General features: G+C 55.9%; 19 protein-coding genes. 18 read left to right on the top strand and 1 reads right to left on the bottom strand.

The window, feature by feature from the left end:
- The first annotated feature begins 344 nt into the window (after nucleotides 1–344).
- The 8 genes from sdhC to sucD all read left to right on the top strand — a co-directional run bounded on the left by sdhC (nucleotide 345) and on the right by sucD (nucleotide 10,010).
- Nucleotides 345–749: a succinate dehydrogenase cytochrome b556 subunit gene (sdhC, locus tag FND52_RS00720; RefSeq protein ID WP_167509313.1), complete on the top strand. Its 405-nt coding sequence runs from the start codon at nucleotides 345–347 to the stop codon at nucleotides 747–749.
- Nucleotides 743–1,090, top strand: coding sequence for a succinate dehydrogenase membrane anchor subunit (gene sdhD, locus FND52_RS00725; protein WP_125294513.1), 348 nt, complete (start codon nucleotides 743–745; stop codon nucleotides 1,088–1,090). Before sdhC ends, sdhD begins: the two co-directional genes overlap by 7 nt.
- On the top strand, nucleotides 1,090–2,856 hold the full coding sequence (gene sdhA, locus FND52_RS00730; RefSeq protein ID WP_125294512.1) for a succinate dehydrogenase flavoprotein subunit: 1,767 nt from the start codon (nucleotides 1,090–1,092) through the stop codon (nucleotides 2,854–2,856). The genes sdhD and sdhA overlap by 1 nt, the downstream gene beginning before the upstream one ends.
- A 16-nt stretch (nucleotides 2,857–2,872) precedes the next feature.
- Nucleotides 2,873–3,589, top strand: a complete 717-nt coding sequence (locus FND52_RS00735) for a succinate dehydrogenase iron-sulfur subunit (protein ID WP_144129007.1) — start codon at nucleotides 2,873–2,875, stop codon at nucleotides 3,587–3,589.
- Nucleotides 3,590–3,810: 221 nt separating this feature from the next.
- Complete coding sequence (sucA, locus tag FND52_RS00740) at nucleotides 3,811–6,618, top strand: 2-oxoglutarate dehydrogenase E1 component (protein ID WP_144129008.1); 2,808 nt, start codon at nucleotides 3,811–3,813, stop codon at nucleotides 6,616–6,618.
- A gap of 14 nt (nucleotides 6,619–6,632) precedes the next feature.
- A complete protein-coding gene (gene odhB, locus FND52_RS00745; RefSeq protein ID WP_144129009.1) occupies nucleotides 6,633–7,868 on the top strand; it encodes a 2-oxoglutarate dehydrogenase complex dihydrolipoyllysine-residue succinyltransferase in 1,236 nt (411 codons plus the stop codon).
- A gap of 109 nt (nucleotides 7,869–7,977) precedes the next feature.
- Nucleotides 7,978–9,144 (top strand): ADP-forming succinate--CoA ligase subunit beta, encoded by a 1,167-nt coding sequence (sucC, locus tag FND52_RS00750; RefSeq protein WP_125294508.1) that lies wholly within the window; start codon nucleotides 7,978–7,980, stop codon nucleotides 9,142–9,144.
- Nucleotides 9,144–10,010: a succinate--CoA ligase subunit alpha gene (sucD, locus tag FND52_RS00755; RefSeq protein WP_002435969.1), complete on the top strand. Its 867-nt coding sequence runs from the start codon at nucleotides 9,144–9,146 to the stop codon at nucleotides 10,008–10,010. Before sucC ends, sucD begins: the two co-directional genes overlap by 1 nt.
- 88 nt (nucleotides 10,011–10,098) lie before the next feature.
- On the opposite strand, the gene FND52_RS00760 is transcribed toward sucD, so the two are convergent.
- Nucleotides 10,099–10,815 (bottom strand): GntR family transcriptional regulator, encoded by a 717-nt coding sequence (locus tag FND52_RS00760; protein WP_144129010.1) that lies wholly within the window; start codon nucleotides 10,813–10,815, stop codon nucleotides 10,099–10,101.
- Between the two features lie 187 nt (nucleotides 10,816–11,002).
- Here FND52_RS00760 and mngA point away from each other — a divergent pair, with 187 nt between their 5' ends.
- The 10 genes from mngA to tolA all read left to right on the top strand — a co-directional run bounded on the left by mngA (nucleotide 11,003) and on the right by tolA (nucleotide 22,372).
- On the top strand, nucleotides 11,003–12,925 hold the full coding sequence (mngA, locus tag FND52_RS00765; protein WP_144129011.1) for a PTS 2-O-a-mannosyl-D-glycerate transporter subunit IIABC: 1,923 nt from the start codon (nucleotides 11,003–11,005) through the stop codon (nucleotides 12,923–12,925).
- Between the two features lie 12 nt (nucleotides 12,926–12,937).
- Nucleotides 12,938–15,571, top strand: coding sequence for a mannosylglycerate hydrolase (gene mngB / locus FND52_RS00770; RefSeq protein ID WP_144129012.1), 2,634 nt, complete (start codon nucleotides 12,938–12,940; stop codon nucleotides 15,569–15,571).
- 665 nt (nucleotides 15,572–16,236) lie between these two features.
- Nucleotides 16,237–17,838 (top strand): cytochrome ubiquinol oxidase subunit I, encoded by a 1,602-nt coding sequence (cydA, locus tag FND52_RS00775; protein ID WP_125294504.1) that lies wholly within the window; start codon nucleotides 16,237–16,239, stop codon nucleotides 17,836–17,838.
- 15 nt (nucleotides 17,839–17,853) lie between these two features.
- A complete protein-coding gene (gene cydB, locus FND52_RS00780) occupies nucleotides 17,854–18,993 on the top strand; it encodes a cytochrome d ubiquinol oxidase subunit II (protein ID WP_144129013.1) in 1,140 nt (379 codons plus the stop codon).
- A 13-nt stretch (nucleotides 18,994–19,006) separates the two neighbouring features.
- Complete coding sequence (cydX, locus tag FND52_RS00785; RefSeq protein ID WP_064718024.1) at nucleotides 19,007–19,120, top strand: cytochrome bd-I oxidase subunit CydX; 114 nt, start codon at nucleotides 19,007–19,009, stop codon at nucleotides 19,118–19,120.
- Entirely contained in the window at nucleotides 19,120–19,413 is a 294-nt protein-coding gene (gene ybgE, locus FND52_RS00790) for a cyd operon protein YbgE (RefSeq protein ID WP_125294502.1), read from the top strand. The genes cydX and ybgE overlap by 1 nt, the downstream gene beginning before the upstream one ends.
- A gap of 134 nt (nucleotides 19,414–19,547) precedes the next feature.
- Nucleotides 19,548–19,952: a tol-pal system-associated acyl-CoA thioesterase gene (gene ybgC / locus FND52_RS00795; protein WP_125294501.1), complete on the top strand. Its 405-nt coding sequence runs from the start codon at nucleotides 19,548–19,550 to the stop codon at nucleotides 19,950–19,952.
- Nucleotides 19,949–20,641 (top strand): Tol-Pal system protein TolQ, encoded by a 693-nt coding sequence (gene tolQ, locus FND52_RS00800; protein ID WP_144129014.1) that lies wholly within the window; start codon nucleotides 19,949–19,951, stop codon nucleotides 20,639–20,641. The genes ybgC and tolQ overlap by 4 nt, the downstream gene beginning before the upstream one ends.
- Before the next feature lie 3 nt (nucleotides 20,642–20,644).
- Complete coding sequence (tolR, locus tag FND52_RS00805) at nucleotides 20,645–21,073, top strand: colicin uptake protein TolR (protein WP_125294499.1); 429 nt, start codon at nucleotides 20,645–20,647, stop codon at nucleotides 21,071–21,073.
- Between the two features lie 39 nt (nucleotides 21,074–21,112).
- Nucleotides 21,113–22,372, top strand: a complete 1,260-nt coding sequence (gene tolA, locus FND52_RS00810; protein WP_144129015.1) for a cell envelope integrity protein TolA — start codon at nucleotides 21,113–21,115, stop codon at nucleotides 22,370–22,372.
- The last annotated feature ends 118 nt before the right edge of the window (nucleotides 22,373–22,490 follow it).

Here is a 22,490-nt window from a genome sequence, read left to right on the forward strand (position 1 = left end):
CCTCATAACTTTTGCGAATTATATGACTTCTTCGGTGATGGTTGTAACAATTTTGTTTAATATTTGTCAAATCAGATGATTAAAATTTAAAATAATGTTTGTATCGTGATCCTGGTCACTGTTTCGACTAAAACCCGACAAACTGTATGTAGGTTAATTGTAATGATTTTGTGAACAACCTATACTGCCGCCAGGTCTCCGGAATACCCTGCACCGAGAGCCACCCAGCGTAGTAACCCGTCGTTTTAAAACAGGAAGTTGATGTTTTTGCATGACGCAGAGTTATAGAAAGGCACGCTGTCTGACCCGCCTGCAGACCCGGAGGAAGGAATAATAAGAACAGCATGTGGGCGCTATTCATGATAAAAAACGCGAAAAAACAAAGACCTGTTAACCTGGATCTGCGAACGATCCGGTTTCCTGTTACCGCAATCGCTTCCATCCTCCATCGCGTATCCGGCGTGATCACATTTGTGGCTGTCGGCATTCTGCTCTGGTTGTTGGGCGTCTCGCTCTCCTCTCCGGAAGGCTTCCAGACGGCGTCAGCCATCATGGGTAGCTTTTTTGTTAAATTCATCATGTGGGGCATTCTCACCGCGCTGGCGTATCACGTCGTCGGCGGCGTTCGCCACATGCTGATGGATGTCGGCTACCTGGAAGAGACGTTTGAGACCGGTAAGCGTACTGCAAACATTTCTTTCATCATTACTGTCGTGCTTTCACTTCTCGCAGGAGTTCTCGTATGGTAAGCAACGCCTCCGCATTGGGACGCAATGGCGTACATGACTTCATTCTGGTTCGTGCGACTGCCATCGTCCTGACGCTGTACATCATCTACCTGATCGGGTTCTTCGCCGTGACCGGCGACCTGACCTGGGCGGTCTGGACCGGCTTCTTCTCTTCCGCTTTCACCAAAGTGTTCACCCTGCTGGCGCTGTTTTCCGTATTAATCCATGCCTGGATTGGCATGTGGCAGGTGTTGACCGACTACGTTAAACCTCTGGCGCTGCGCATGCTGTTGCAGCTGGCGATTGTGGTCGCCTTGTTGGTTTACGTTATTTATGGATTCGTTGTGGTGTGGGGTGTCTAATGAATTTGCCAGTCAGAGAATTTGATGCAGTTGTGATTGGTGCCGGCGGTGCAGGTATGCGCGCGGCGCTGCAAATTTCCCAGAGCGGCCAGACCTGTGCGCTGCTCTCCAAAGTTTTCCCGACCCGTTCCCATACCGTATCCGCTCAGGGTGGCATTACCGTTGCGCTCGGCAACACCCATGAAGATAACTGGGAATGGCACATGTACGATACCGTCAAGGGTTCCGACTATATCGGCGACCAGGACGCGATCGAATATATGTGTAAGACCGGCCCGGAAGCGATTCTCGAGCTGGAGCATATGGGCCTGCCGTTCTCCCGACTGGACGATGGCCGTATCTATCAACGTCCGTTTGGCGGCCAGTCGAAAAACTTCGGCGGCGAGCAGGCGGCACGTACCGCTGCGGCGGCTGACCGTACCGGTCACGCACTGTTGCACACCCTGTATCAGCAGAACCTGAAAAACCATACCACTATCTTCTCCGAATGGTACGCACTGGATCTGGTGAAAAACCAGGATGGCGCGGTGGTAGGTTGTACCGCCCTGTGTATCGAAACCGGTGAAGTGGTTTACTTCAAAGCCCGCGCCACCGTGCTGGCGACCGGCGGCGCAGGCCGTATTTACCAGTCCACCACTAACGCCCACATCAATACCGGCGACGGCGTCGGCATGGCGCTGCGCGCAGGCGTGCCGGTGCAGGATATGGAAATGTGGCAGTTCCACCCGACCGGCATCGCGGGCGCGGGGGTTCTGGTGACCGAAGGCTGCCGTGGTGAAGGCGGCTACCTGCTGAACAAACATGGCGAACGCTTTATGGAGCGTTATGCGCCGAACGCCAAAGACCTGGCGGGCCGTGACGTGGTGGCGCGTTCCATCATGATCGAAATCCGTGAAGGTCGCGGCTGCGACGGTCCGTGGGGCCCGCACGCCAAACTGAAACTCGACCATCTGGGTAAAGAGGTGCTGGAGTCCCGCCTGCCGGGCATCCTCGAACTGTCTCGCACCTTTGCGCACGTCGACCCGGTTAAAGAGCCGATCCCGGTTATCCCAACCTGCCACTACATGATGGGCGGTATTCCGACCAAAGTGACCGGCCAGGCGCTGACCGTGAACGCACAGGGCGAAGACGTAGTGATCCCGGGCCTGTTTGCGGTGGGTGAAATCGCCTGCGTATCGGTACACGGTGCTAACCGCCTGGGCGGCAACTCGCTGCTTGACCTGGTGGTGTTTGGCCGTGCGGCGGGCCTGCATTTGCAGGAATCCATCGCCGAGCAGGGCGCGCTGCGCGATGCCAGCGACTCCGACATCGACGCCTCCCTGTCCCGTCTGAACCGCTGGAACAACAACCGCAGCGGCGAAGATCCGGTGGTGATCCGTAAAGCGCTTCAGGAATGCATGCAGCATAACTTCTCGGTATTCCGTGAAGGTGATGCCATGGCCAAAGGCCTGGAGCAACTGAAAGCGATCCGCGAACGTCTGCAAAACGCCCGTCTGGACGACACCTCCAGCGAATTCAACACCCAGCGCGTTGAGTGCCTGGAGCTGGATAACCTGATGGAAACCGCGTATGCGACAGCGGTATCTGCGAATTTCCGCACCGAGAGCCGTGGCGCTCACAGCCGTTTCGACTATCCGGAGCGTGATGATGCGAACTGGTTGTGCCACAGCTTGTACTTGCCAGAGACGGAATCCATGACGCGCCGTAGCGTCAATATGGAACCGAAACTGCGCCCGGCGTTCCCGCCGAAAGTGCGTTCCTACTAATCGCGGAGACAGGCAGATGAAACTTGAATTTTCCATTTACCGCTACAACCCGGATGTAGACGACGCGCCGCGTATGCAGGATTACACCCTGGAAGGGGAAGAAGGGCGCGACATGATGCTGCTGGATGCGCTTATCCAGCTGAAAGAAAAAGATCCCACCCTGGCGTTCCGCCGCTCCTGCCGTGAAGGGGTGTGTGGTTCCGATGGCCTGAACATGAACGGCAAAAACGGTCTGGCGTGCATTACGCCGATCTCCGCGCTGGGCAACGGAAAACAGAAGATTGTGATCCGTCCCCTGCCGGGTTTGCCGGTGGTGCGTGATTTGGTGGTAGACATGGGGCAATTCTATACTCAATATGAGAAGATTAAGCCTTACTTGTTGAATAATGGACAAAATCCGCCCGCTCGCGAACATTTGCAGATGCCGGAACAGCGCGAAAAACTGGATGGACTCTACGAGTGTATTCTGTGCGCCTGCTGCTCCACATCCTGCCCATCGTTCTGGTGGAACCCGGATAAGTTTATCGGCCCGGCAGGCCTGCTTGCCGCGTATCGCTTCCTGATTGACAGCCGCGATACCGAAACCGATAACCGTCTGGATAATTTGAGCGATGCTTTCAGCGTATTCCGCTGCCACAGCATTATGAATTGCGTCAGTGTCTGCCCTAAAGGGCTGAACCCGACCAGGGCGATCGGTCATATCAAGACCATGCTGTTGCAACGCAGCGCGTAATAAAACCCGCCCGGTAAGCGGTGTTTACCGGGCAAAACGGGCGGTTAGCGCTATGCTTTCCGCCAGTGCAGGAAACCTTTAAAAACTGCCGTGTTGACAGTTTTTAAAGGTTCCTTACCGGGCCACCAAGAGCCCAAAAAGTGAACCCTGGTACTACGTACTCCCTAAGTACGTTGTAGTTATCCATGGCGAAATAAGCATAAGATGCTTAAGGGATCACGATGCAGAACGGCGCAATGAAAGCCTGGCTGGACTCTTCTTATCTCTCTGGTGCAAACCAAAGTTGGATAGAACAGCTCTATGAAGACTTCTTAACCGATCCTGATTCAGTGGACGCCCACTGGCGCTCCATGTTCCAGCAGCTGCCTGGCACCGGGGCTAAACCGGATCAATTCCATTCCAAAACACGTGATTATTTCCGCCGTCTGGCGAAGGATGCCTCACGTTACACCTCCTCAGTCGCCGACCCTGACGCCGGCGCGAAACAGGTCAAAGTCCTGCAGCTGATTAACGCCTGGCGTTTCAGAGGCCATCAACACGCCAACCTCGATCCGCTGGGATTGTGGCAGCAAGAACGTGTGGCGGACCTGGAGCCTGCTTTCCATAATCTGAGCGAAGCGGATTTACAGGAAACCTTTAACGTTGGCTCTTTTGCCGGCGGCAAAGAGACCATGAAGCTCGCCGATTTGATCGACGCCCTGAAACAGACCTACGGCGGCTCAATCGGTGCGGAGTACATGCATATCACGTCTACGGAAGAGAAGCGTTGGATCCAGCAGCGCATCGAATCCGTCATCGGCCACGCCAGCTTTAAAGCGGAAGAGAAGAAACGCTTCCTGAGCGAGCTGACCGCAGCCGAAGGCCTTGAGCGCTACCTGGGCGCGAAGTTCCCGGGCGCGAAACGCTTCTCGCTGGAAGGCGGCGACGCGCTGATCCCGATGCTGAAAGAGATGATTCGCCACGCGGGCAACAGCGGCACGCGTGAAGTGGTGCTGGGTATGGCGCACCGCGGTCGTCTTAACGTGCTGGTTAACGTGCTGGGTAAAAAACCGCAGGATCTGTTCGACGAGTTCGCGGGCAAACACAAAGAACACCTTGGCACCGGCGACGTGAAGTACCACATGGGCTTCTCGTCAGATATCGAAACCGAAGGCGGCCTGGTTCACCTGGCGCTGGCGTTTAACCCGTCGCACCTGGAAATCGTTAGCCCGGTGGTAATCGGTTCGGTACGCGCCCGTCTGGATCGTCTGGACGAGCCGAGCAGCAACAAAGTACTGCCGATCACCATTCACGGCGACGCCGCGGTGACCGGTCAGGGCGTGGTTCAGGAAACCCTGAACATGTCCAAAGCGCGCGGTTACGAAGTGGGCGGTACCGTTCGCATCGTGATCAACAACCAGGTGGGCTTTACCACTTCCAACCCGCTGGACGCGCGTTCTACCCCGTATTGCACCGACATCGGCAAGATGGTTCAGGCACCGATTTTCCACGTTAACGCAGACGATCCGGAAGCCGTGGCTTTTGTGACCCGTCTGGCGCTGGATTTCCGTAATACTTTCAAACGCGATGTATTCATCGACCTGGTGTGCTACCGCCGTCATGGTCACAACGAAGCCGACGAGCCGAGCGCAACCCAGCCGCTGATGTACCAGAAAATCAAAAAGCACCCGACGCCGCGCAAAATCTACGCTGACAAGCTGGAGCAGGAAAACGTCGCGACGCTGGAAGACGCCACCGAGATGGTTAACCTTTACCGCGATGCGCTGGATGCCGGCGAGTGCGTGGTGAAAGAGTGGCGTCCGATGAACATGCACTCCTTCACCTGGTCGCCGTACCTCAACCACGACTGGGATGAAGCGTATCCGAATAAAGTGGAAATGAAGCGTCTGCAGGAGCTGGCAAAACGCATCAGCACCGTGCCGGACACCATCGAAATGCAGTCGCGCGTGGCGAAAATCTACAGCGACCGCCAGCTGATGGCTAACGGCGAGAAACCGTTCGACTGGGGCGGCGCGGAAAACCTGGCTTACGCTACCCTGGTTGATGAAGGCATTCCGATTCGCCTGTCGGGCGAAGACTCCGGTCGCGGTACGTTCTTCCACCGCCACGCGGTGATCCACAACCAGACCAACGGCTCCACCTGGACCCCGCTGTCGCACGTGCACAACGGCCAGGGCCCGTTCCGCGTCTGGGACTCGGTGCTCTCTGAAGAAGCAGTGCTGGCGTTTGAATACGGTTATGCTACCGCAGAGCCGCGCACGCTGACCATCTGGGAAGCCCAGTTCGGCGACTTCGCCAACGGCGCGCAGGTGGTTATCGACCAGTTCATCTCCTCCGGCGAGCAGAAGTGGGGCCGGATGTGTGGTCTGGTGATGCTGCTGCCGCACGGCTACGAAGGCCAGGGACCGGAGCACTCCTCCGCGCGTCTGGAGCGTTATCTGCAACTGTGCGCCGAGCAGAACATGCAGGTGTGCGTCCCGTCGACTCCGGCGCAGGTGTACCACATGCTGCGTCGCCAGGCGCTGCGCGGTATGCGTCGCCCGCTGGTGGTGATGTCGCCGAAATCCCTGTTGCGTCACCCGCTGGCCGTCTCTTCGCTGGACGAACTGGCTAACGGCGCGTTCCTGCCGGCAATTGGCGAAATTGACGAGCTGGACCCGAAAGCAGTGAAACGCGTGGTGCTCTGTTCAGGTAAAGTCTATTACGACTTACTGGAACAGCGCCGTAAGAACGATCAGAAAGATGTCGCCATTGTGCGTATCGAACAGCTTTATCCTTTCCCGGTCCAGGCCGTGCAGGAAGTCTTAAAGCCGTACGCGCATGTACATGATTTTGTCTGGTGTCAGGAAGAGCCATTAAACCAGGGCGCATGGTATTGCAGCCAGCACCATTTCCGCGAAGTGATTCCGTTTGGTTCTGCACTGCGTTACGCAGGCCGCCCGGCCTCCGCCTCTCCGGCGGTAGGATATATGTCCGTTCACCAGAAACAGCAGCAAGATCTGGTCAATGACGCGCTGAACGTCGATTAATTAAAGGATAAATAATGAGTAGCGTAGATATTCTTGTCCCTGACCTGCCTGAATCCGTTGCCGATGCAACTGTCGCCACCTGGCATAAAAAACCGGGTGATGCGGTAACCCGCGACGAGGTTCTGGTAGAAATCGAAACTGACAAAGTGGTTCTGGAAGTTCCGGCATCGGCGGACGGCATTCTGGACGCAGTTCTGGAAGAAGAGGGCACCACCGTGACCTCTCGCCAGATCCTGGGTCGCCTGCGTGAAGGTAACAGCGCAGGTAAAGAGAGCGGCGCGAAAGCAGAAGCGAAGGAATCGACTCCGGCCCAGCGTCAGCAGGCCTCGCTCGAAGAACAAAATAACGATGCGCTCAGCCCGGCGATCCGTCGCCTGCTGGCCGAGCACTCGCTGGAAGCCAGCGACATCAAAGGCACCGGCGTCGGTGGCCGTCTGACCCGTGAAGACGTGGAAAAACACCTGGCGAAAGCCGGTAACGCTGACGCGCCGAAAGCCGCAGAACCTGCCGCTGCCAGCGCGCAGCAGCAGTCTCAGCCGCAGCTGGCTGGCCGCTCTGAAAAACGTGTGCCGATGACCCGTCTGCGTAAGCGCGTGGCCGAGCGCCTGCTGGAAGCCAAAAACTCCACCGCCATGCTCACCACGTTTAACGAAGTGAACATGAAGCCGATCATGGATCTGCGTAAGCAGTACGGCGACGCGTTTGAAAAACGTCACGGCATCCGTCTGGGCTTTATGTCTTTCTACGTGAAAGCCGTGGTTGAAGCGCTGAAACGCTATCCGGAAGTCAACGCCTCCATCGACGGCGAAGACGTGGTGTACCACAACTACTTCGACGTCAGCATGGCGGTTTCTACGCCGCGCGGCCTGGTGACTCCGGTCCTGCGTGACGTTGACGCGCTGGGCATGGCGGATATCGAAAAACGCATCAAAGAACTGGCGCTGAAAGGGCGCGACGGCAAACTGACCGTTGAAGACCTGACCGGCGGTAACTTCACCATCACCAATGGCGGCGTGTTTGGTTCCCTGATGTCCACCCCGATCATCAACCCGCCGCAGAGCGCGATCCTCGGCATGCACGCCATTAAAGATCGCCCGATGGCGGTTGACGGTAAAGTTGAGATCCTGCCGATGATGTACCTGGCGCTCTCTTACGATCACCGTCTGATCGATGGTCGCGAATCCGTGGGCTTCCTGGTGGCGATTAAAGAGCTGCTGGAAGATCCGACCCGTCTGCTGTTGGACGTGTAGAGCCAATGCATAAGGCCCGCTGGCAGTGCCGGCGGGCTGATAAACATCACCTGCCCTGTAGTTGAACGTAGATTCAGCGACAGGTTTACCTGAAGGATGGATAGAACACATGAACTTACACGAATATCAGGCGAAACAACTGTTTGCCAGATCTGGCTTACCGGCACCGGTGGGTTACGCCTGTAATACCCCGCGTGAAGCAGAAGAGGCCGCGTCTAAAATCGGCGCAGGCCCGTGGGTAGTAAAATGTCAGGTTCACGCTGGCGGCCGCGGTAAAGCGGGCGGCGTGAAAGTGGTTAACAGCAAAGAAGAAATTCGCGCATTTGCCGAGCAGTGGCTGGGCAAACGCCTGGTGACCTACCAAACAGACGCTAACGGCCAGCCGGTTAACCAGATCCTGGTTGAAGCTGCGACCGATATCGATAAAGAGCTGTACCTGGGCGCGGTTGTTGACCGCAGCACCCGTCGCGTGGTGTTCATGGCTTCCACCGAAGGCGGCGTGGAAATCGAAACCGTGGCGGAGAAAACCCCGCACCTGATCCACAAAATGCCTCTCGATCCGCTGACCGGCCCGATGCCGTATCAGGGACGCGAACTGGCGTTCAAACTGGGTCTGGAAGGCAAACAAATTCAGCAGTTCACCAAGATCTTCATGGGCCTGGCGAACATTTTCCTTGAGCGCGACCTGGCGCTGATCGAAATCAACCCGCTGGTGATCACTAAGCAGGGCGATCTGGTGTGCCTCGACGGCAAACTGGGCGCTGACGGCAACGCGCTGTTCCGCCAGCCGGATCTGCGTGAAATGCGCGACCACAGCCAGGAAGACGCCCGCGAAGCGCACGCTGCACAGTGGGAACTGAACTACGTGGCGCTGGACGGCAACATCGGTTGCATGGTTAACGGTGCAGGCCTGGCGATGGGCACCATGGACATCGTTAAACTGCACGGCGGCGAACCGGCTAACTTCCTCGACGTAGGCGGCGGCGCAACCAAAGAGCGCGTAACCGAAGCGTTCAAAATCATTCTGTCTGATGAGAAAGTGAAAGCCGTTCTGGTGAACATTTTCGGCGGTATCGTGCGTTGCGACCTGATCGCCGACGGTATTATCGGCGCAGTAGAAGAAGTGGGCGTCAACGTGCCGGTCGTGGTGCGTCTGGAAGGGAACAACGCCGAGCTGGGCGCACAGCGTCTGGCTGACAGCGGCCTGAATATTATTGCAGCGAAAAGTCTGACGGATGCAGCTCAGCAGGTTGTTGCCGCAGTGGAGGGGAAATAATGTCTGTTTTAATCGATAAAAACACCAAGGTGATCTGCCAGGGCTTTACCGGCAGCCAGGGGACTTTCCACTCCGAGCAGGCGATTGCTTACGGCACCCAGATGGTTGGCGGCGTAACCCCGGGCAAGGGCGGCACCACCCACCTCGGCCTGCCGGTGTTTAACACCGTGCGTGAAGCGGTAGAAGCTACTGGCGCGACCGCCTCGGTGATCTACGTTCCGGCTCCGTTCTGCAAAGACTCCATCCTGGAAGCGATCGATGCAGGCATCAAACTGATTATCACCATCACCGAAGGCATCCCGACGCTGGATATGCTGACCGTGAAAGTGAAGCTGGACGAAGCGGGCGTGCGCATGATCGGGCCAAACTGCCCGGGCGTAATCACCCCAGGCGAATGCAAAATCGGCATCATGCCGGGCCATATTCACAAGCCGGGTAAAGTGGGCATCGTCTCCCGTTCTGGCACCCTGACCTATGAAGCGGTTAAACAGACCACCGATTACGGCTTCGGCCAGTCCACCTGTGTGGGCATCGGCGGCGACCCGATCCCGGGCTCTAACTTCATCGATATCCTGAAACTGTTCCAGGAAGATCCGCAGACCGAAGCCATCGTGATGATCGGCGAGATCGGCGGCAGCGCTGAAGAAGAAGCAGCGGCGTACATCAAAGATCACGTGACCAAACCGGTTGTCGGCTATATCGCTGGCGTAACCGCGCCGAAAGGCAAGCGTATGGGCCACGCGGGCGCGATCATTGCCGGTGGTAAAGGTACGGCGGATGAGAAATTCGCTGCGCTGGAAGCCGCGGGCGTGAAAACCGTTCGCAGCCTGGCCGATATCGGCGACGCGCTGAAGTCGATTCTGTAACAAACCCTCATTTCCCCGTTTCGGCGGGGAAATTTGTAGAATAATAATTGACTCTTCGACATGGTTGGCCACCCTGGGGTGGCCTTTTTTAATGGCGTCGCCGGGCGACCAGCGTGAATTTATAATCGTCGCTCTTGAAGATATTCCGGCTGTACTCAAACACCTTGCCGTCTTTTAAAAAACCGCGCGAGACTTTTTCCAGCGTCGGACGCGCCGGATCGAGACTCAGGGCTTTCGCCACTTCCGGCGTCGGCATCACCGCCAGAATTTCCTGTTCGCTGCGGTCGATCACCATTTTTTTCACCACTTCTATGTAGTGATATTTGGATTTCTCCATCACTTCCCAGGTGAGATCCGGGAACAGCGCCAGCGGCATCCAGGTCTCCTCCAGCGTGACCGCTTTTTGCTTAATGAATCGCAGCCGCTTAACGTGCCAGACCTTGTCACTTTCGGTCAGATCTAACCGCCCGGCGAGGTGCGGATCCGGGTTAATCACTTCGAAGGTTAATACCTCGCTGTGGGTTTCAACGTTCCGGTCGGCCAGTTTTTCGTAAAAGCTGGTGAGCTGGTAAATATCGTAATTGACCCGCTCCTCCTTTACATAGGTCCCGCTGCCCTGGATGCTCTCAATCACATTCTGTTCGGTAAGCTGTTTCAGCGCCTGGCGCACCGTCACCCGGCTGACGCCAAACTGCGCCTGCAAGGCTGATTCAGTGGGCAGCGCGTCGCCGGGTTTTAACTGCCCCTGTTCGATCTGCTGCCCAATCGCATCCGCGATCTGACGATACATCGGCTTCAGCGCCATTCCTCACTCCTGATTAATACCCTTTGCACACAATTTAACGATTCTGGCAGATCGTGTGGAATAGTAAACAATACAAATACAATACAAATATTGTTTAAATTGAAAGTGATCACATAAAGGTATTGTTGATTCTGTCAGGATAGACAAAAGCGGCAACCATGCCGCGAGTCAATCTGAGCGAGGACGTATGGACCTGACCGCGTTAACCCATCCTGACTGCGTTTTACTCCGCCAAACCTTTACCGATCGCGACCAGGCGTTACGTAAGCTGGCAGAGAGCCTGATGCAGCAGGGAAAATTGCAGGATGTGGATCTGTTTTTGGCTGATGTGCTGGCGCGTGAGGCGCAGGGCCCAACGGCGTTAGGCGAGGGGCTGGCGGTGCCGCACGGTAAATCGACGGCGGTCACGTCAGCCAGTTTTGCCCTGGCGACGTTGGCACAGCCGCTGGCCTGGCAGGGGATTGACGGCGATGAGCAGGTTAACCTGATTATCCTGCTGGCGATCCCACCGCAGGAGGCGGGCACCACGCATATGCAACTCCTCACCGGGCTCACCTCGCGGCTGGTGGATGACGAAGTCCGAGAGCACTTACTGGCGGCCACGACCCCGGAACAGGTGTTTGCGCTACTGAATGCACAGCCGGAAGATGCACTCGCCGCGCCGCAGACGGCGCAACACAAGCCAACCATCGTCTGCGTTACCGCCTGTCCGGCGGGGATCGCCCACACCTTTATGGCAGCGGAATATCTTGAAAAAGCCGGCCGCCAGTTGGGTATTAACGTCCACGTGGAAACCCAGGGGGCAAACGGCATAGAAGGGCGGTTGACGGCGGAACAGCTGCGCGATGCCCGCGCCTGCATTTTTGCCGCCGAAGTGGCGGTGAAAGAAGCCGAGCGCTTCGCGCATCTGCCCTGTTTATCCGTTCCGGTCGCCGAGCCCATCCGTCGCGCGCCGGAACTGCTCCAGCAGGCGCTGGCGCTGGAGCCGCTTGCCGTAGCGCAGCGCCCGGCATCTTCAACGCCCGCTGCGCGCTGCGTTAAAGCAGAGCTTAAGCAGGCGCTGCTGAGCGGTATTTCTTATGCCGTCCCCCTGATTGTGGCGGGCGGGACGGTGTTGGCGGTAGCGGTGCTGCTGGCGCAAATCTTCGGCTTGCAGCATCTGTTCGATTTGGAAAACTCGTGGCTGTGGATGTACCGCAAGCTGGGCGGCGGCATGCTCGGCACGCTGATGGTGCCGGTGCTGGCGGCCTATACCGCCTGGTCCCTGGCGGATAAACCGGCACTAGCGCCCGGTTTTGCGGCCGGGCTGGCTGCCAACATGATTGGCGCGGGTTTTCTCGGCGGCGTGGCGGGCGGCCTGATCGCCGGTTATCTGATGCGCTGGGTGAAAAGCCATATCCGCCTGTCCAGCCAGTTCAACGGCTTCCTGACCTTCTATCTCTATCCGGTGATCGGCACGCTGGTGGCGGGCAGTTTGATGCTGTTTGTGATCGGCGGGCCGGTGGCCTGGCTGAATAACGGGCTAACCCAGTGGCTAAACGGGCTGTCGGGCACCAACGCGCTGCTGCTCGGTGCGATTATCGGCTTTATGTGTTCCTTTGACCTGGGCGGGCCGGTGAATAAAGCCTCCTACGCCTTCTGCCTGGGGGCGATGGCAAACGGCGTGTTTGGCCCGTACGCCATTTTCGCCTCGGTAAAAATGGTGTCGGCCTTTACGGTCACCGCCTCGACGCTGATTGCGCCGCGTCTGTTTAAGCAATTTGAGATCGAAACCGGGAAATCAACCTGGCTGCTGGGCCTGGCGGGGATCACTGAAGGGGCAATCCCGATGGCGATTGAAGATCCGCTGCGGGTCATTGGTTCCTTCGTGCTGGGGTCGATGGTGACCGGTGCCATTGTGGGGGCAATGCATATTGGTCTGTCGACCCCAGGCGCAGGGATTTTCTCGCTGTTTTTACTGCACGACGGTGGATTTGGCGGCGTGGTGGCGGCGGCGGGCTGGTTTGGCGCGGCGCTGGTCGGCACGGCGATTTCCACCACCATTTTATTGCTCTGGCGTCGTCATGCGGTGAAGCGTGGCAAATATGACGTCTGCGCTGAGACTGAATAAAAGGAAACCACGATGAAAGCGGTATCGCGCGTTCACATTACTCCTCATATGCACTGGGATCGCGAGTGGTATTTCACCACCGAAGAGTCGCGTATTTTGCTGGTTAACAATATGGAGGAGATCCTCGCCCGGCTGGAGCAGGACCCGGAATACCCGTTCTACGTGCTCGACGGCCAGACGGCGATCCTCGAAGACTATTTCGCCGTGAAGCCGGAAAACCGCCAGCGGGTCAAAGCACTGGTTGAGGCGGGAAGGCTGATTATCGGCCCCTGGTATACCCAGACCGACACCACTATCGTGGCGGGGGAGTCGATTGTCCGTAATCTGATGTACGGCCTGCGCGACTGCCGGGAATTTGGCGAGCCGATGATGATTGGCTATCTGCCGGATTCTTTCGGTATGTCCGGCCAGTTACCGCATATCTTTAACGGCTTCGGTATTACCCGCGCGATGTTCTGGCGCGGCTGCTCGGAGCGCCACGGCAGCGATAAAACCGAGTTTTTATGGCAGAGCGGAGAGGGCAGCGAAGTGGTGGCTCAGGTGTTGCCGCTGGGTTACGCCATCGGTAAATACCTGCCCGATGATGAAGCGGGCCTGCGCAAACGGCTCGACAGCTATTTTGAGGTGCTGGAGAAGGCTTCGCTGACCAAAGAAATTCTGCTGCCGAACGGCCACGACCAGATGCCGCTTCAGCAAAATATCTTCAGCGTGATGGCGAAACTGCGCGAGATTTACCCGCAGCGCGAATTTGTCATGAGCCGCTTTGAAACGGTCTTTGAGCAGATTGAACGGCAGCGTGAACGCCTCGATACGCTTAAAGGCGAGTTTATCGACGGCAAATATATGCGCGTTCACCGCACCATCGGCTCAACGCGGATGGATATCAAAATTGCCCATGCGCGCATCGAAAACAAAATCGTCAATCTGTTGGAGCCGCTGAAGGCTATCGCCTGGAGCCTGGGTTTTGATTACCACCACGGCCTGCTCGAGAAAATGTGGAAGGAGATCTTAAAAAATCACGCCCACGACAGCATCGGCTGCTGCTGTAGCGACAAAGTGCATCGGGAGATCATGGCGCGTTTCGAACTGGCTGAAGACATGGCCGACAATCTGCTGCGCTTTACCCAGCGTAAAATCGTCGATGCCATGCCCGAGGGGCAGGGCGATAAACTCACCTTGTTTAATATGATGCCGTACCCGCGTCAGGAAGTGATTAATACCACGCTGCGTATTCGCGCCGCGCAGTTTTCACTGCGGGACAGTGCGGGCAACCCGGTGGAGTATTTCATCCGCGCTGCACGGGAAATCGACCCTGGGCTGGTGGACCGGCAAATCGTCCATTACGGCAACTATGAGCCGTTTATGGAATACGATATCCAGCTCTGCCAGGTATTACCCGCGATGGGTTATCTGACGCTGAACGTCATACCAGAAGAAGGGCAGCAGAAATCGTTGCCGCCACAGACGGAAGCGCTGCTGGAGAACGGCTTCTGGCGCATTGATATCAACCCTGACGGCACCCTGAAAATGCAGGATAAGCAAACCGGGCTAATTTATGACCGGGTGCTGACGCTGGAGGACGGTTCTGACGACGGCGATGAGTACGACTATTCCCCGGCGCGCGAGGAGTGGGTTGTCTGCTCATCCGAAGGTGAACATCAGGTTGAGGTGATCCACGAGGCCTGGCAGAGCACGGCGGTGCTACGGTTAACGATGGCGGTGCCGCAGGATCTGGCCGAGCGTGCGCGCCGGGAAGCCAGCGGGCGCATCAACGCGGAATGCCGCATTACGCTGGCGCACCATCAGCGGCGGGTGGATGTCGAAATGGTGATTGATAATCAGGCTGACGACCACCGCCTGCGGGTGCTGATCCCGACGCCGTTTCACTGCGAAAGCGTCCTGTGCGATACCCAGTTTGGCGCGATTCAGCGGCCAGTTAACGACAGCGCGATGGAAACCTGGCAGCAGGAAGGCTGGAAAGAAGCCCCGGTGCCGGTGTGGAACTTCCTGAATTACTGCGCGCTGGAGTCGCAACGCCACGGCATGGCGCTGTTTAGCGAAGGATTGCGGGAAGTGGAAATCATCGGCGAAGGGCAAAAAACCTTTGCGCTGACGCTGCTGCGCGCGGTCGGGCTGCTGGGGAAAGAGGATTTGCTGCTGCGTCCCGGGCGTCCATCCGGTATTAAGCTGCCAGTACCAGACTCGCAAATGCGCGGCAAACTGCATTGCCGCTTTAGCCTGTTCAGCTATAGCGGAACGGCGGCAGGGGCAGGTGTGGCGCAGCAGGCCCGCGCCTGGCTCACGCCGGTACAGTGCTATAACAAAATCCCGTGGAACGCGATGAAGCTAAACAGCGCACCGTTTACCACGCCACGGCATTACTCGCTGTTGACCATGTCGCCGGTTGAGTGCCAGCTAAGCGTGCTGAAAAAAGCGGAAGATGCTGAGGCGCTGATCGTCAGGGTTTACAACCCGTCTCATGATGAAGCCTGTGAAGGGCAACTGGCGTTTACATCCCCTGTGACACAGTGGCAGGAAACAGATATGGGTGAAAGGGTTTGCCCGGACGTGAAGCATCAACCCACAACCACCGGCCTGTTAAAACCCGGCCAGTCCCGCACGTTTAAAATAACCCTGAAGCCGTAAAAGTGAATTAACAGCGATACCTGGAGGAAATTATCCGGGTGTCGCTTTTTTAAAACATAGAATTGTTAATTAAATGATAATCAAGTGAACTTATTGTTATGGATAACCAGCAAAAAGGACATTTAAATAAAATTTCGTGATGGATTTAACATTATTTCTCTTTCCCGCTATTTATTTCCACTTTATCCCCCTCGCCAATAATCCATTTGAGAAATTATCACTGTCCTTTAACTCGAACGGCGTCTCATGAACAAATAATTAACAATATGATCACCGTGGTCTCTCAAGTGAAACATAATTAACACCAATGTCATAAATTGAGTCAGATCAATACTTAACGCGCGGCGATATCACGAGATTTTTGTAAACTTGCGCTAAATCAATCTAGCGTTTCTACCCTATTTTCGCTATAAATTGATCACCGTCGAAAAATGCAAATAACACTATGCAAAAACCTGTTTATTGTAAGGGAATTGCAGCGTAATATATTTGCGGGATCAATTTGTATTTCTTATTAACGTATTTGCAACCTTACTCGCTTCTCTGTCACATTGTGACGGGGAAATGGTGATGTTATGGAAGCAATATTTGTATTGGGGCATGCGTTTGGGGACCGATAACGGCAACCGCGTTCAACGTCTTCATGCAAAGAGCAAGGAGTCAAGATGTTAGATATAGTCGAACTGTCGCGCTTACAGTTTGCCTTGACCGCTATGTATCACTTTCTGTTTGTGCCGCTAACGCTGGGTATGGCGTTCCTGCTGGCTATCATGGAAACGGTCTATGTGCTTTCCGGCAAACAAATCTATAAAGATATGACCAAATTCTGGGGCAAGTTGTTTGCAATCAACTTCGCTCTGGGCGTCGCTACCGGTTTGACCATGGAGTTCCAGTTCGGGACTAACTGGTCTTACTATTCGCATTACGTGGGCGACATTTTTGGCGCGCCGCTGGCTATCGAAGGCCTGATGGCGTTCTTCCTCGAATCTACGTTTGTTGGTTTGTTCTTCTTCGGCTGGGACCGTTTAAGCAAAGTGCAGCACATGGCGGTAACCTGGCTGGTGGCACTTGGCTCTAACCTCTCCGCGCTGTGGATTCTGGTGGCGAACGGTTGGATGCAAAACCCCATCGCGTCCGACTTCAACTTCGAAACCATGCGTATGGAGATGGTCAGCTTCTCCGAACTGGTGCTTAACCCGGTTGCTCAGGTGAAGTTTGTTCACACCGTGGCCTCAGGTTATGTTGCCGGCGCGATGTTTGTACTGGGCATCAGCGCCTGGTATCTGCTGAAAGGCCGTGATATCGCTTTCGCAAAACGCTCCTTTGCTATTGCCGCCAGCTTCGGTATGGCTGCGGTGCTGTCCGTCATCGTACTGGGTGACGAATCCGGCTACGAAATGGGCGATGTGCAGAAAACCAAACTGGCTGCTATTGAAGCCGAGTGGGAAACCCAACCTGCACCCGCTTCCTTTACTCTGTTCGGCATTCCGGATCAGGAGAAACAGGAAAACCACTTCGCTATTCAGATCCCTTACGCGCTGGGCATTATCGCTACGCGTTCCGTCGATACCCCGGTTATCGGCCTGAAAGATCTGCTGGTTCAGCATGAAGAGCGCATCCGTAACGGGATGAAGGCTTATCAGCTGCTGGAAGAGCTGCGCGCCGGTTCCGCCGATCAGGGCGTTCGCGACCAGTTCAACGAAGTGAAGAAAGATCTGGGCTACGGTTTACTGCTGAAACGCTATACCCCGAACGTTACCGACGCGACCGAAGAGCAAATCCAGCTGGCGACCCAGGATTCTATCCCGCGCGTTGCGCCGCTGTACTTCGCGTTCCGTATCATGGTGGCGTGCGGCATCCTGCTGCTGGGCATCATCGCGGCGGCGTTCTGGACCGTTATTCGCAACCGTATCGGCGAGAAGAAATGGGTGCTTAAAGCGGCGCTGTATGGCCTGCCGCTGCCGTGGATCGCTATCGAATCCGGCTGGTTTGTGGCGGAGTATGGCCGTCAACCCTGGGCGGTAGGTGAAGTGCTGCCGACGGCGGTGGCGAACTCCTCCCTGACCGCGGGCGACATCATCTTCTCAATGGTGCTGATTTGCGGCCTGTATACCCTGTTCCTGGTGGCCGAACTGTATCTGATGTTCAAATTTGCGCGCCTGGGCCCAAGCAGCCTGAAAACTGGCCGCTATCACTTTGAGCAATCAAATGTGGGTTCTCAACGTCAATACGATGAGTCAGTAGTCGACTCGCAACCGGCACGCTAAGACAGGAGACGTCAAATGATCGATTATGAAGTATTGCGTTTTGTCTGGTGGTTGCTGGTTGGCGTCCTGCTGATTGGTTTCGCCGTGACAGACGGTTTTGATATGGGGGTCGGCATGCTGACCCGCTTCCTGGGTCGTAACGACACCGAACGTCGTATTATGATCAACTCCATCGCCCCTCACTGGGACGGTAACCAGGTGTGGCTGATCACCGCAGGTGGCGCGCTGTTCGCGGCGTGGCCGATGGTGTACGCCGCCGCGTTCTCCGGCTTCTATGTGGCGATGATTCTGGTGCTGGCGTCGCTGTTCTTCCGTCCGGTCGGTTTTGACTACCGCTCCAAGATTGAAGACACCCGCTGGCGCAACATGTGGGACTGGGGCATCTTCATCGGTAGCTTCGTTCCGCCGCTGGTGATTGGCGTGGCCTTCGGCAACCTGTTGCAGGGCGTACCGTTCAACGTGGATGAGTACCTGCGTTTGACCTACACCGGCAACTTCTTCCAGCTGCTGAATCCGTTTGGTCTGCTGGCAGGCGTGGTGAGCGTGTCGATGATCATCGCCCAGGGCGCAACCTATCTGCAGATGCGTACCGTGGGTGAAATCCACCTGCGTAGCCGCGCAACGGCGCAGGTCGCCGCGCTGGTGATGATGGTGTGCTTCGCGCTGGCTGGCGTATGGGTGATGTTCGGTATTGATGGTTACGTCGTGACCTCTACGCTCGATCATCACGCATTCTCTAACCCGCTGACCAAAGAAGTCACCCGTGAAGCAGGTGCCTGGCTGGTGAACTTTAACAACGCACCGATTCTGTGGGCGATCCCGGCGCTGGGTGTTGTACTGCCGCTGCTGACCGTGCTGATGTCCCGTGTGGAAAAAGGCGCGCTGGCGTTCGTGTTCTCTTCATTAACGATTGCCTGTGTGATCCTGACCGCCGGTATTGCGATGTTCCCGTTCGTGATGCCGTCCAGCATCATGATGAACGCCAGTCTGACCATGTGGGATGCGACATCCAGCCAGCTGACGCTGACCGTGATGACCTATGTCGCTATCGTGTTCGTGCCAATTGTTCTTCTGTACACCGCATGGTGCTACTGGAAAATGTTTGGCCGCATCACGAAAGAGCATATCGAATCCAACTCAACCTCTCTGTACTAGTAAGGAGCTGATTATGTGGTACTTTGCATGGATTCTCGGCACGCTTCTTGCCTGTGCGTTTGGTGTGATTACCGCGCTGGCGCTGGAGCACGTAGAAGCCGCCAAGCTCGGTAAAGAAGAACACTAATGAGTAAAATTATCGCGCAGCTGTATGCGGTAATGGACAAGGGCCCGCTACGGGCCCTTTCCTTAGTGATGGCGTTAGTGCTGGCGGGTTGTATGTTTTGGGACCCGTCGCGTTTCGCGGCAAAAACCAGCGATCTTACCGTCTGGCACGGCCTGCTGCTGATGTGGGCGGTATGCGCCGGGGTGATCCATGGCGTCGGGTTCCGGCCACGCGCTATTCACTGGCAAGCCCTGTTCTGCCCGCTCCTGGCCGATATCGTGCTCATCGCTGGTCTGGCGTTTTTCTTCCTCTGAGCAGGATTTCACCGTTATGAATTATGGGCTTTCACAAGCCCATAAATTTTTACTTACCCTTTACCTCTACCCATTCCAAACCCCCTTCCTCTTGCGTATAGTAGCAACGTTTATTTGCATTACCGGGATGTAGAGTGAGCACAACGCTGTTTCGATGGCCGGTTCGTGTCTATTACGAAGACACCGACGCCGGTGGTGTGGTTTATCACGCCAGTTACGTCGCTTTTTATGAAAGAGCACGCACAGAGATGCTGCGCCACCACCACTTTAGTCAGCAAGAACTAATGGCGGAGCGTGTGGCCTTCGTGGTACGCAAGATGACGCTGGAGTATTTTGCGCCTGCCCGACTCGACGATATGCTCGAAATTCAAACTGAAATTACGTCGATGCGTGGAACATCCCTGGTTTTCACGCAACGGATCGTCAATGCAGAACAGCAAACCCTCAACGAAGCTGAGGTGCTGATCGTCTGTGTTGATCCACTCTTAATGAAGCCTCGTGCGCTTCCCAAGTCTATTGTCGCGGAGTTCAAGCAGTGACTGACATGAATATCCTTGATTTGTTCCTGAAGGCTAGCCTTCTGGTCAAATTTATCATGTTGATTTTGATTGGTTTTTCCATTGCATCCTGGGCCATCATTATTCAGCGAACGCGTATTCTTAACGCCGCAACCCGTGAAGCGGAAGCTTTTGAAGATAAGTTCTGGTCGGGCATTGAGCTTTCTCGCCTGTATCAGGAAAGCCAGGGACGCCGCGAAAATCTGGCGGGCTCTGAACAGATTTTCTATGCCGGTTTTAAAGAGTTCGCCCGTTTGCATCGCGCGAACAGCCATGCGCCGGAAGCCATTGTCGAAGGGGCGTCGCGCGCGATGCGTATTTCGATGAACCGTGAACTGGAAACGCTGGAAACCCATATTCCTTTCCTCGGCACGGTCGGTTCTATCAGTCCTTATATCGGTCTGTTCGGTACCGTGTGGGGGATCATGCACGCCTTTATCGCGCTGGGCGCGGTGAAACAGGCTACCCTGCAAATGGTTGCGCCGGGTATCGCAGAAGCGCTGATCGCCACCGCAATCGGCCTGTTCGCGGCCATTCCTGCCGTTATGGCTTATAACCGCCTTAACCAGCGCGTGAACAAACTGGAACTGAACTACGACAACTTTATGGAAGAGTTCACGGCGATCCTGCACCGTCAGGCATTCGCTAACCCAGAGAGCACCAAGGGGTAAGCCATGGCCAGAACTCGTGGACGGAGCCGTCGCGAACTGAAGTCCGAGATCAACATTGTTCCGCTACTGGACGTGCTGTTAGTGCTGTTGCTGATTTTTATGGCGACCGCGCCGATTATCACCCAGAGCGTGGAAGTCGATCTGCCGGATGCGATGGATTCACAAACCGTCAGCACTAATGACGATCCTCCGGTGATTATCGAAGTGTCCGGGGTAGGGCAGTACAGCGTGGTGGTTGAAAAAGATCGTATGGATCAGTTGCCTTCCGAGCAGGTGATTGCCGAAGCGCAACGTCGTCTGCAGGCGAATCCGAAAACGGTCTTCCTTATCGGGGGCGCGAAAGAGGTGCCTTATGATGAAATCATCAAAGCGCTGAACCTGTTGCATCAGGCGGGTGTTAAGTCTGTGGGCTTAATGACGCAGCCTATCTGAAAATCCGCTTAACAGGCGAAAAGTTTTTGGGAACCGAGAGTGTCAAAGGCAACCGAACAGAACGACAAGCTGAGACGAGCGATCATCATTTCAGTGGTGCTGCATATCATCCTGATTGCAATACTTATCTGGAGCTCGTTTGACGAAAACATTGACGCCAGCGCAGGCGGCGGTGGCGGCTCGGCAATTGATGCCGTCATGGTCGATCCGGGTGCCGTGGTTAATCAGTACAATCGTGAGCAGGAGCAGCGCGCCAGCGCCAAACAGGCCGCCGAGCAGCGTGAAAAGCAAGCCCAGCAGCAGGCCGAAGAATTACGTGAAAAGCAGGCGGCTGAACAGCAGCGTTTGAAGGAACTGGAAAAAGAGCGTTTGCAGGCGCAGGAAAACGCCCGCGAGCAGGCAGAACAGCAGAAACAGGCTGAAGAAGCGGCGAAACGCGCTCAGGAACAACAGAAGCAGGCTGAAGCCGCTGCAGCGAAAGCGGCAGCCGACGCTAAAGCGCAGGCGGACGCACAGGCTAAAGCTGCTGCAGACGCCGCGAAGAAAGCGCAGGAAGATGCGGCGAAAGCCGCCGCGGCGGCGAAGAAACAAGCGGAAGCCGAGGCAGCAAAAGCCGCAGCGGATGCGAAGAAGAAAGCCGAAGCTGAAGCCGCGAAAGCCGCCGCAGAAGCAGAGAAGAAAGCGGCTGCGAAAGCCGCTGCGGACGCCGAGAAGAAAGCCCAGGCCGAAGCCGCTAAACAGGCTGCCGCAGAGAAAGCAGCGGCAGAGAAGGCCGCAGCGGAAAAAGCCGCCGCAGCTAAAGCGGCGGCGGACAAGAAAGCGGCTGCTGAAAAAGCCGCTGCCGAGAAAAAAGCGGCAGCAGCCAAGGCAGCGGCAGACAAAGCCGCAGCGGCGAAAGCGGCAGCCTCTGACGTTGACGATCTGTTCGGTGATTTAAGCTCAGGTAAGAATGCACCGAAAACCGGGGGCGGAGCCAAAGGAAATACCGCATCTGCCGCCGGGAAAGGAAATAATAAAGCGAATGGCGCGTCTGGCGCTGATATCAGCAATTATGCAGGGCAAATAAAGACAGCGATCGAAAGTAAGTTTTACAACGATCCGTCTTTCGCCGGTAAAGTCTGTACGTTACGGATCAAACTGGCTCCTGATGGCTTACTGCTTGATATCAAATCAGAAGGTGGGGATCCGGCGCTATGCCAGGCCGCTGTTGCAGCGGCAAGGCTTGCGAAAATTCCGAAACCACCGAGCCAGGATGTCTATGAAGTGTTTAAAAATGCTCCGCTGGACTTTAAACCTTAGTACTATTATCCCCGTGAAAACGGGGATATGTTCACTAAGCTAAGTATCAGTGTTTGAGCCGTCTTGTGTTTTTGGGTTTGTTAACATTCTGCTAAATTATCGTGGACTTTGCGTCCAG

Origin of the sequence: Atlantibacter subterraneus, from assembly GCF_007570865.1 — a bacterium.
In the GTDB taxonomy this organism is placed as follows: domain Bacteria; phylum Pseudomonadota; class Gammaproteobacteria; order Enterobacterales; family Enterobacteriaceae; genus Atlantibacter; species Atlantibacter subterraneus.

Bases quoted from the DNA above. Each gene is read 5' to 3' on its own strand.
- cydX (WP_064718024.1), top strand. From the start codon at position 19,007: ATGTGGTACTTTGCATGGATTCTCGGCACGCTTCTTGCCTGTGCGTTT.
- odhB (WP_144129009.1), top strand. From the start codon at position 6,633: ATGAGTAGCGTAGATATTCTTGTCCCTGACCTGCCTGAATCCGTTGCC.
- cydA (WP_125294504.1), top strand. From the start codon at position 16,237: ATGTTAGATATAGTCGAACTGTCGCGCTTACAGTTTGCCTTGACCGCT.
- sdhA (WP_125294512.1), top strand. From the start codon at position 1,090: ATGAATTTGCCAGTCAGAGAATTTGATGCAGTTGTGATTGGTGCCGGC.
- mngA (WP_144129011.1), top strand. From the start codon at position 11,003: ATGGACCTGACCGCGTTAACCCATCCTGACTGCGTTTTACTCCGCCAA.
- ybgE (WP_125294502.1), top strand. From the start codon at position 19,120: ATGAGTAAAATTATCGCGCAGCTGTATGCGGTAATGGACAAGGGCCCG.
- mngB (WP_144129012.1), top strand. From the start codon at position 12,938: ATGAAAGCGGTATCGCGCGTTCACATTACTCCTCATATGCACTGGGAT.
- FND52_RS00735 (WP_144129007.1), top strand. From the start codon at position 2,873: ATGAAACTTGAATTTTCCATTTACCGCTACAACCCGGATGTAGACGAC.
- cydB (WP_144129013.1), top strand. From the start codon at position 17,854: ATGATCGATTATGAAGTATTGCGTTTTGTCTGGTGGTTGCTGGTTGGC.
- sucC (WP_125294508.1), top strand. From the start codon at position 7,978: ATGAACTTACACGAATATCAGGCGAAACAACTGTTTGCCAGATCTGGC.
- sucD (WP_002435969.1), top strand. From the start codon at position 9,144: ATGTCTGTTTTAATCGATAAAAACACCAAGGTGATCTGCCAGGGCTTT.
- sdhD (WP_125294513.1), top strand. From the start codon at position 743: ATGGTAAGCAACGCCTCCGCATTGGGACGCAATGGCGTACATGACTTC.
- sdhC (WP_167509313.1), top strand. From the start codon at position 345: ATGTGGGCGCTATTCATGATAAAAAACGCGAAAAAACAAAGACCTGTT.
- tolR (WP_125294499.1), top strand. From the start codon at position 20,645: ATGGCCAGAACTCGTGGACGGAGCCGTCGCGAACTGAAGTCCGAGATC.
- sucA (WP_144129008.1), top strand. From the start codon at position 3,811: ATGCAGAACGGCGCAATGAAAGCCTGGCTGGACTCTTCTTATCTCTCT.
- FND52_RS00760 (WP_144129010.1), bottom strand. From the start codon at position 10,815: ATGGCGCTGAAGCCGATGTATCGTCAGATCGCGGATGCGATTGGGCAG.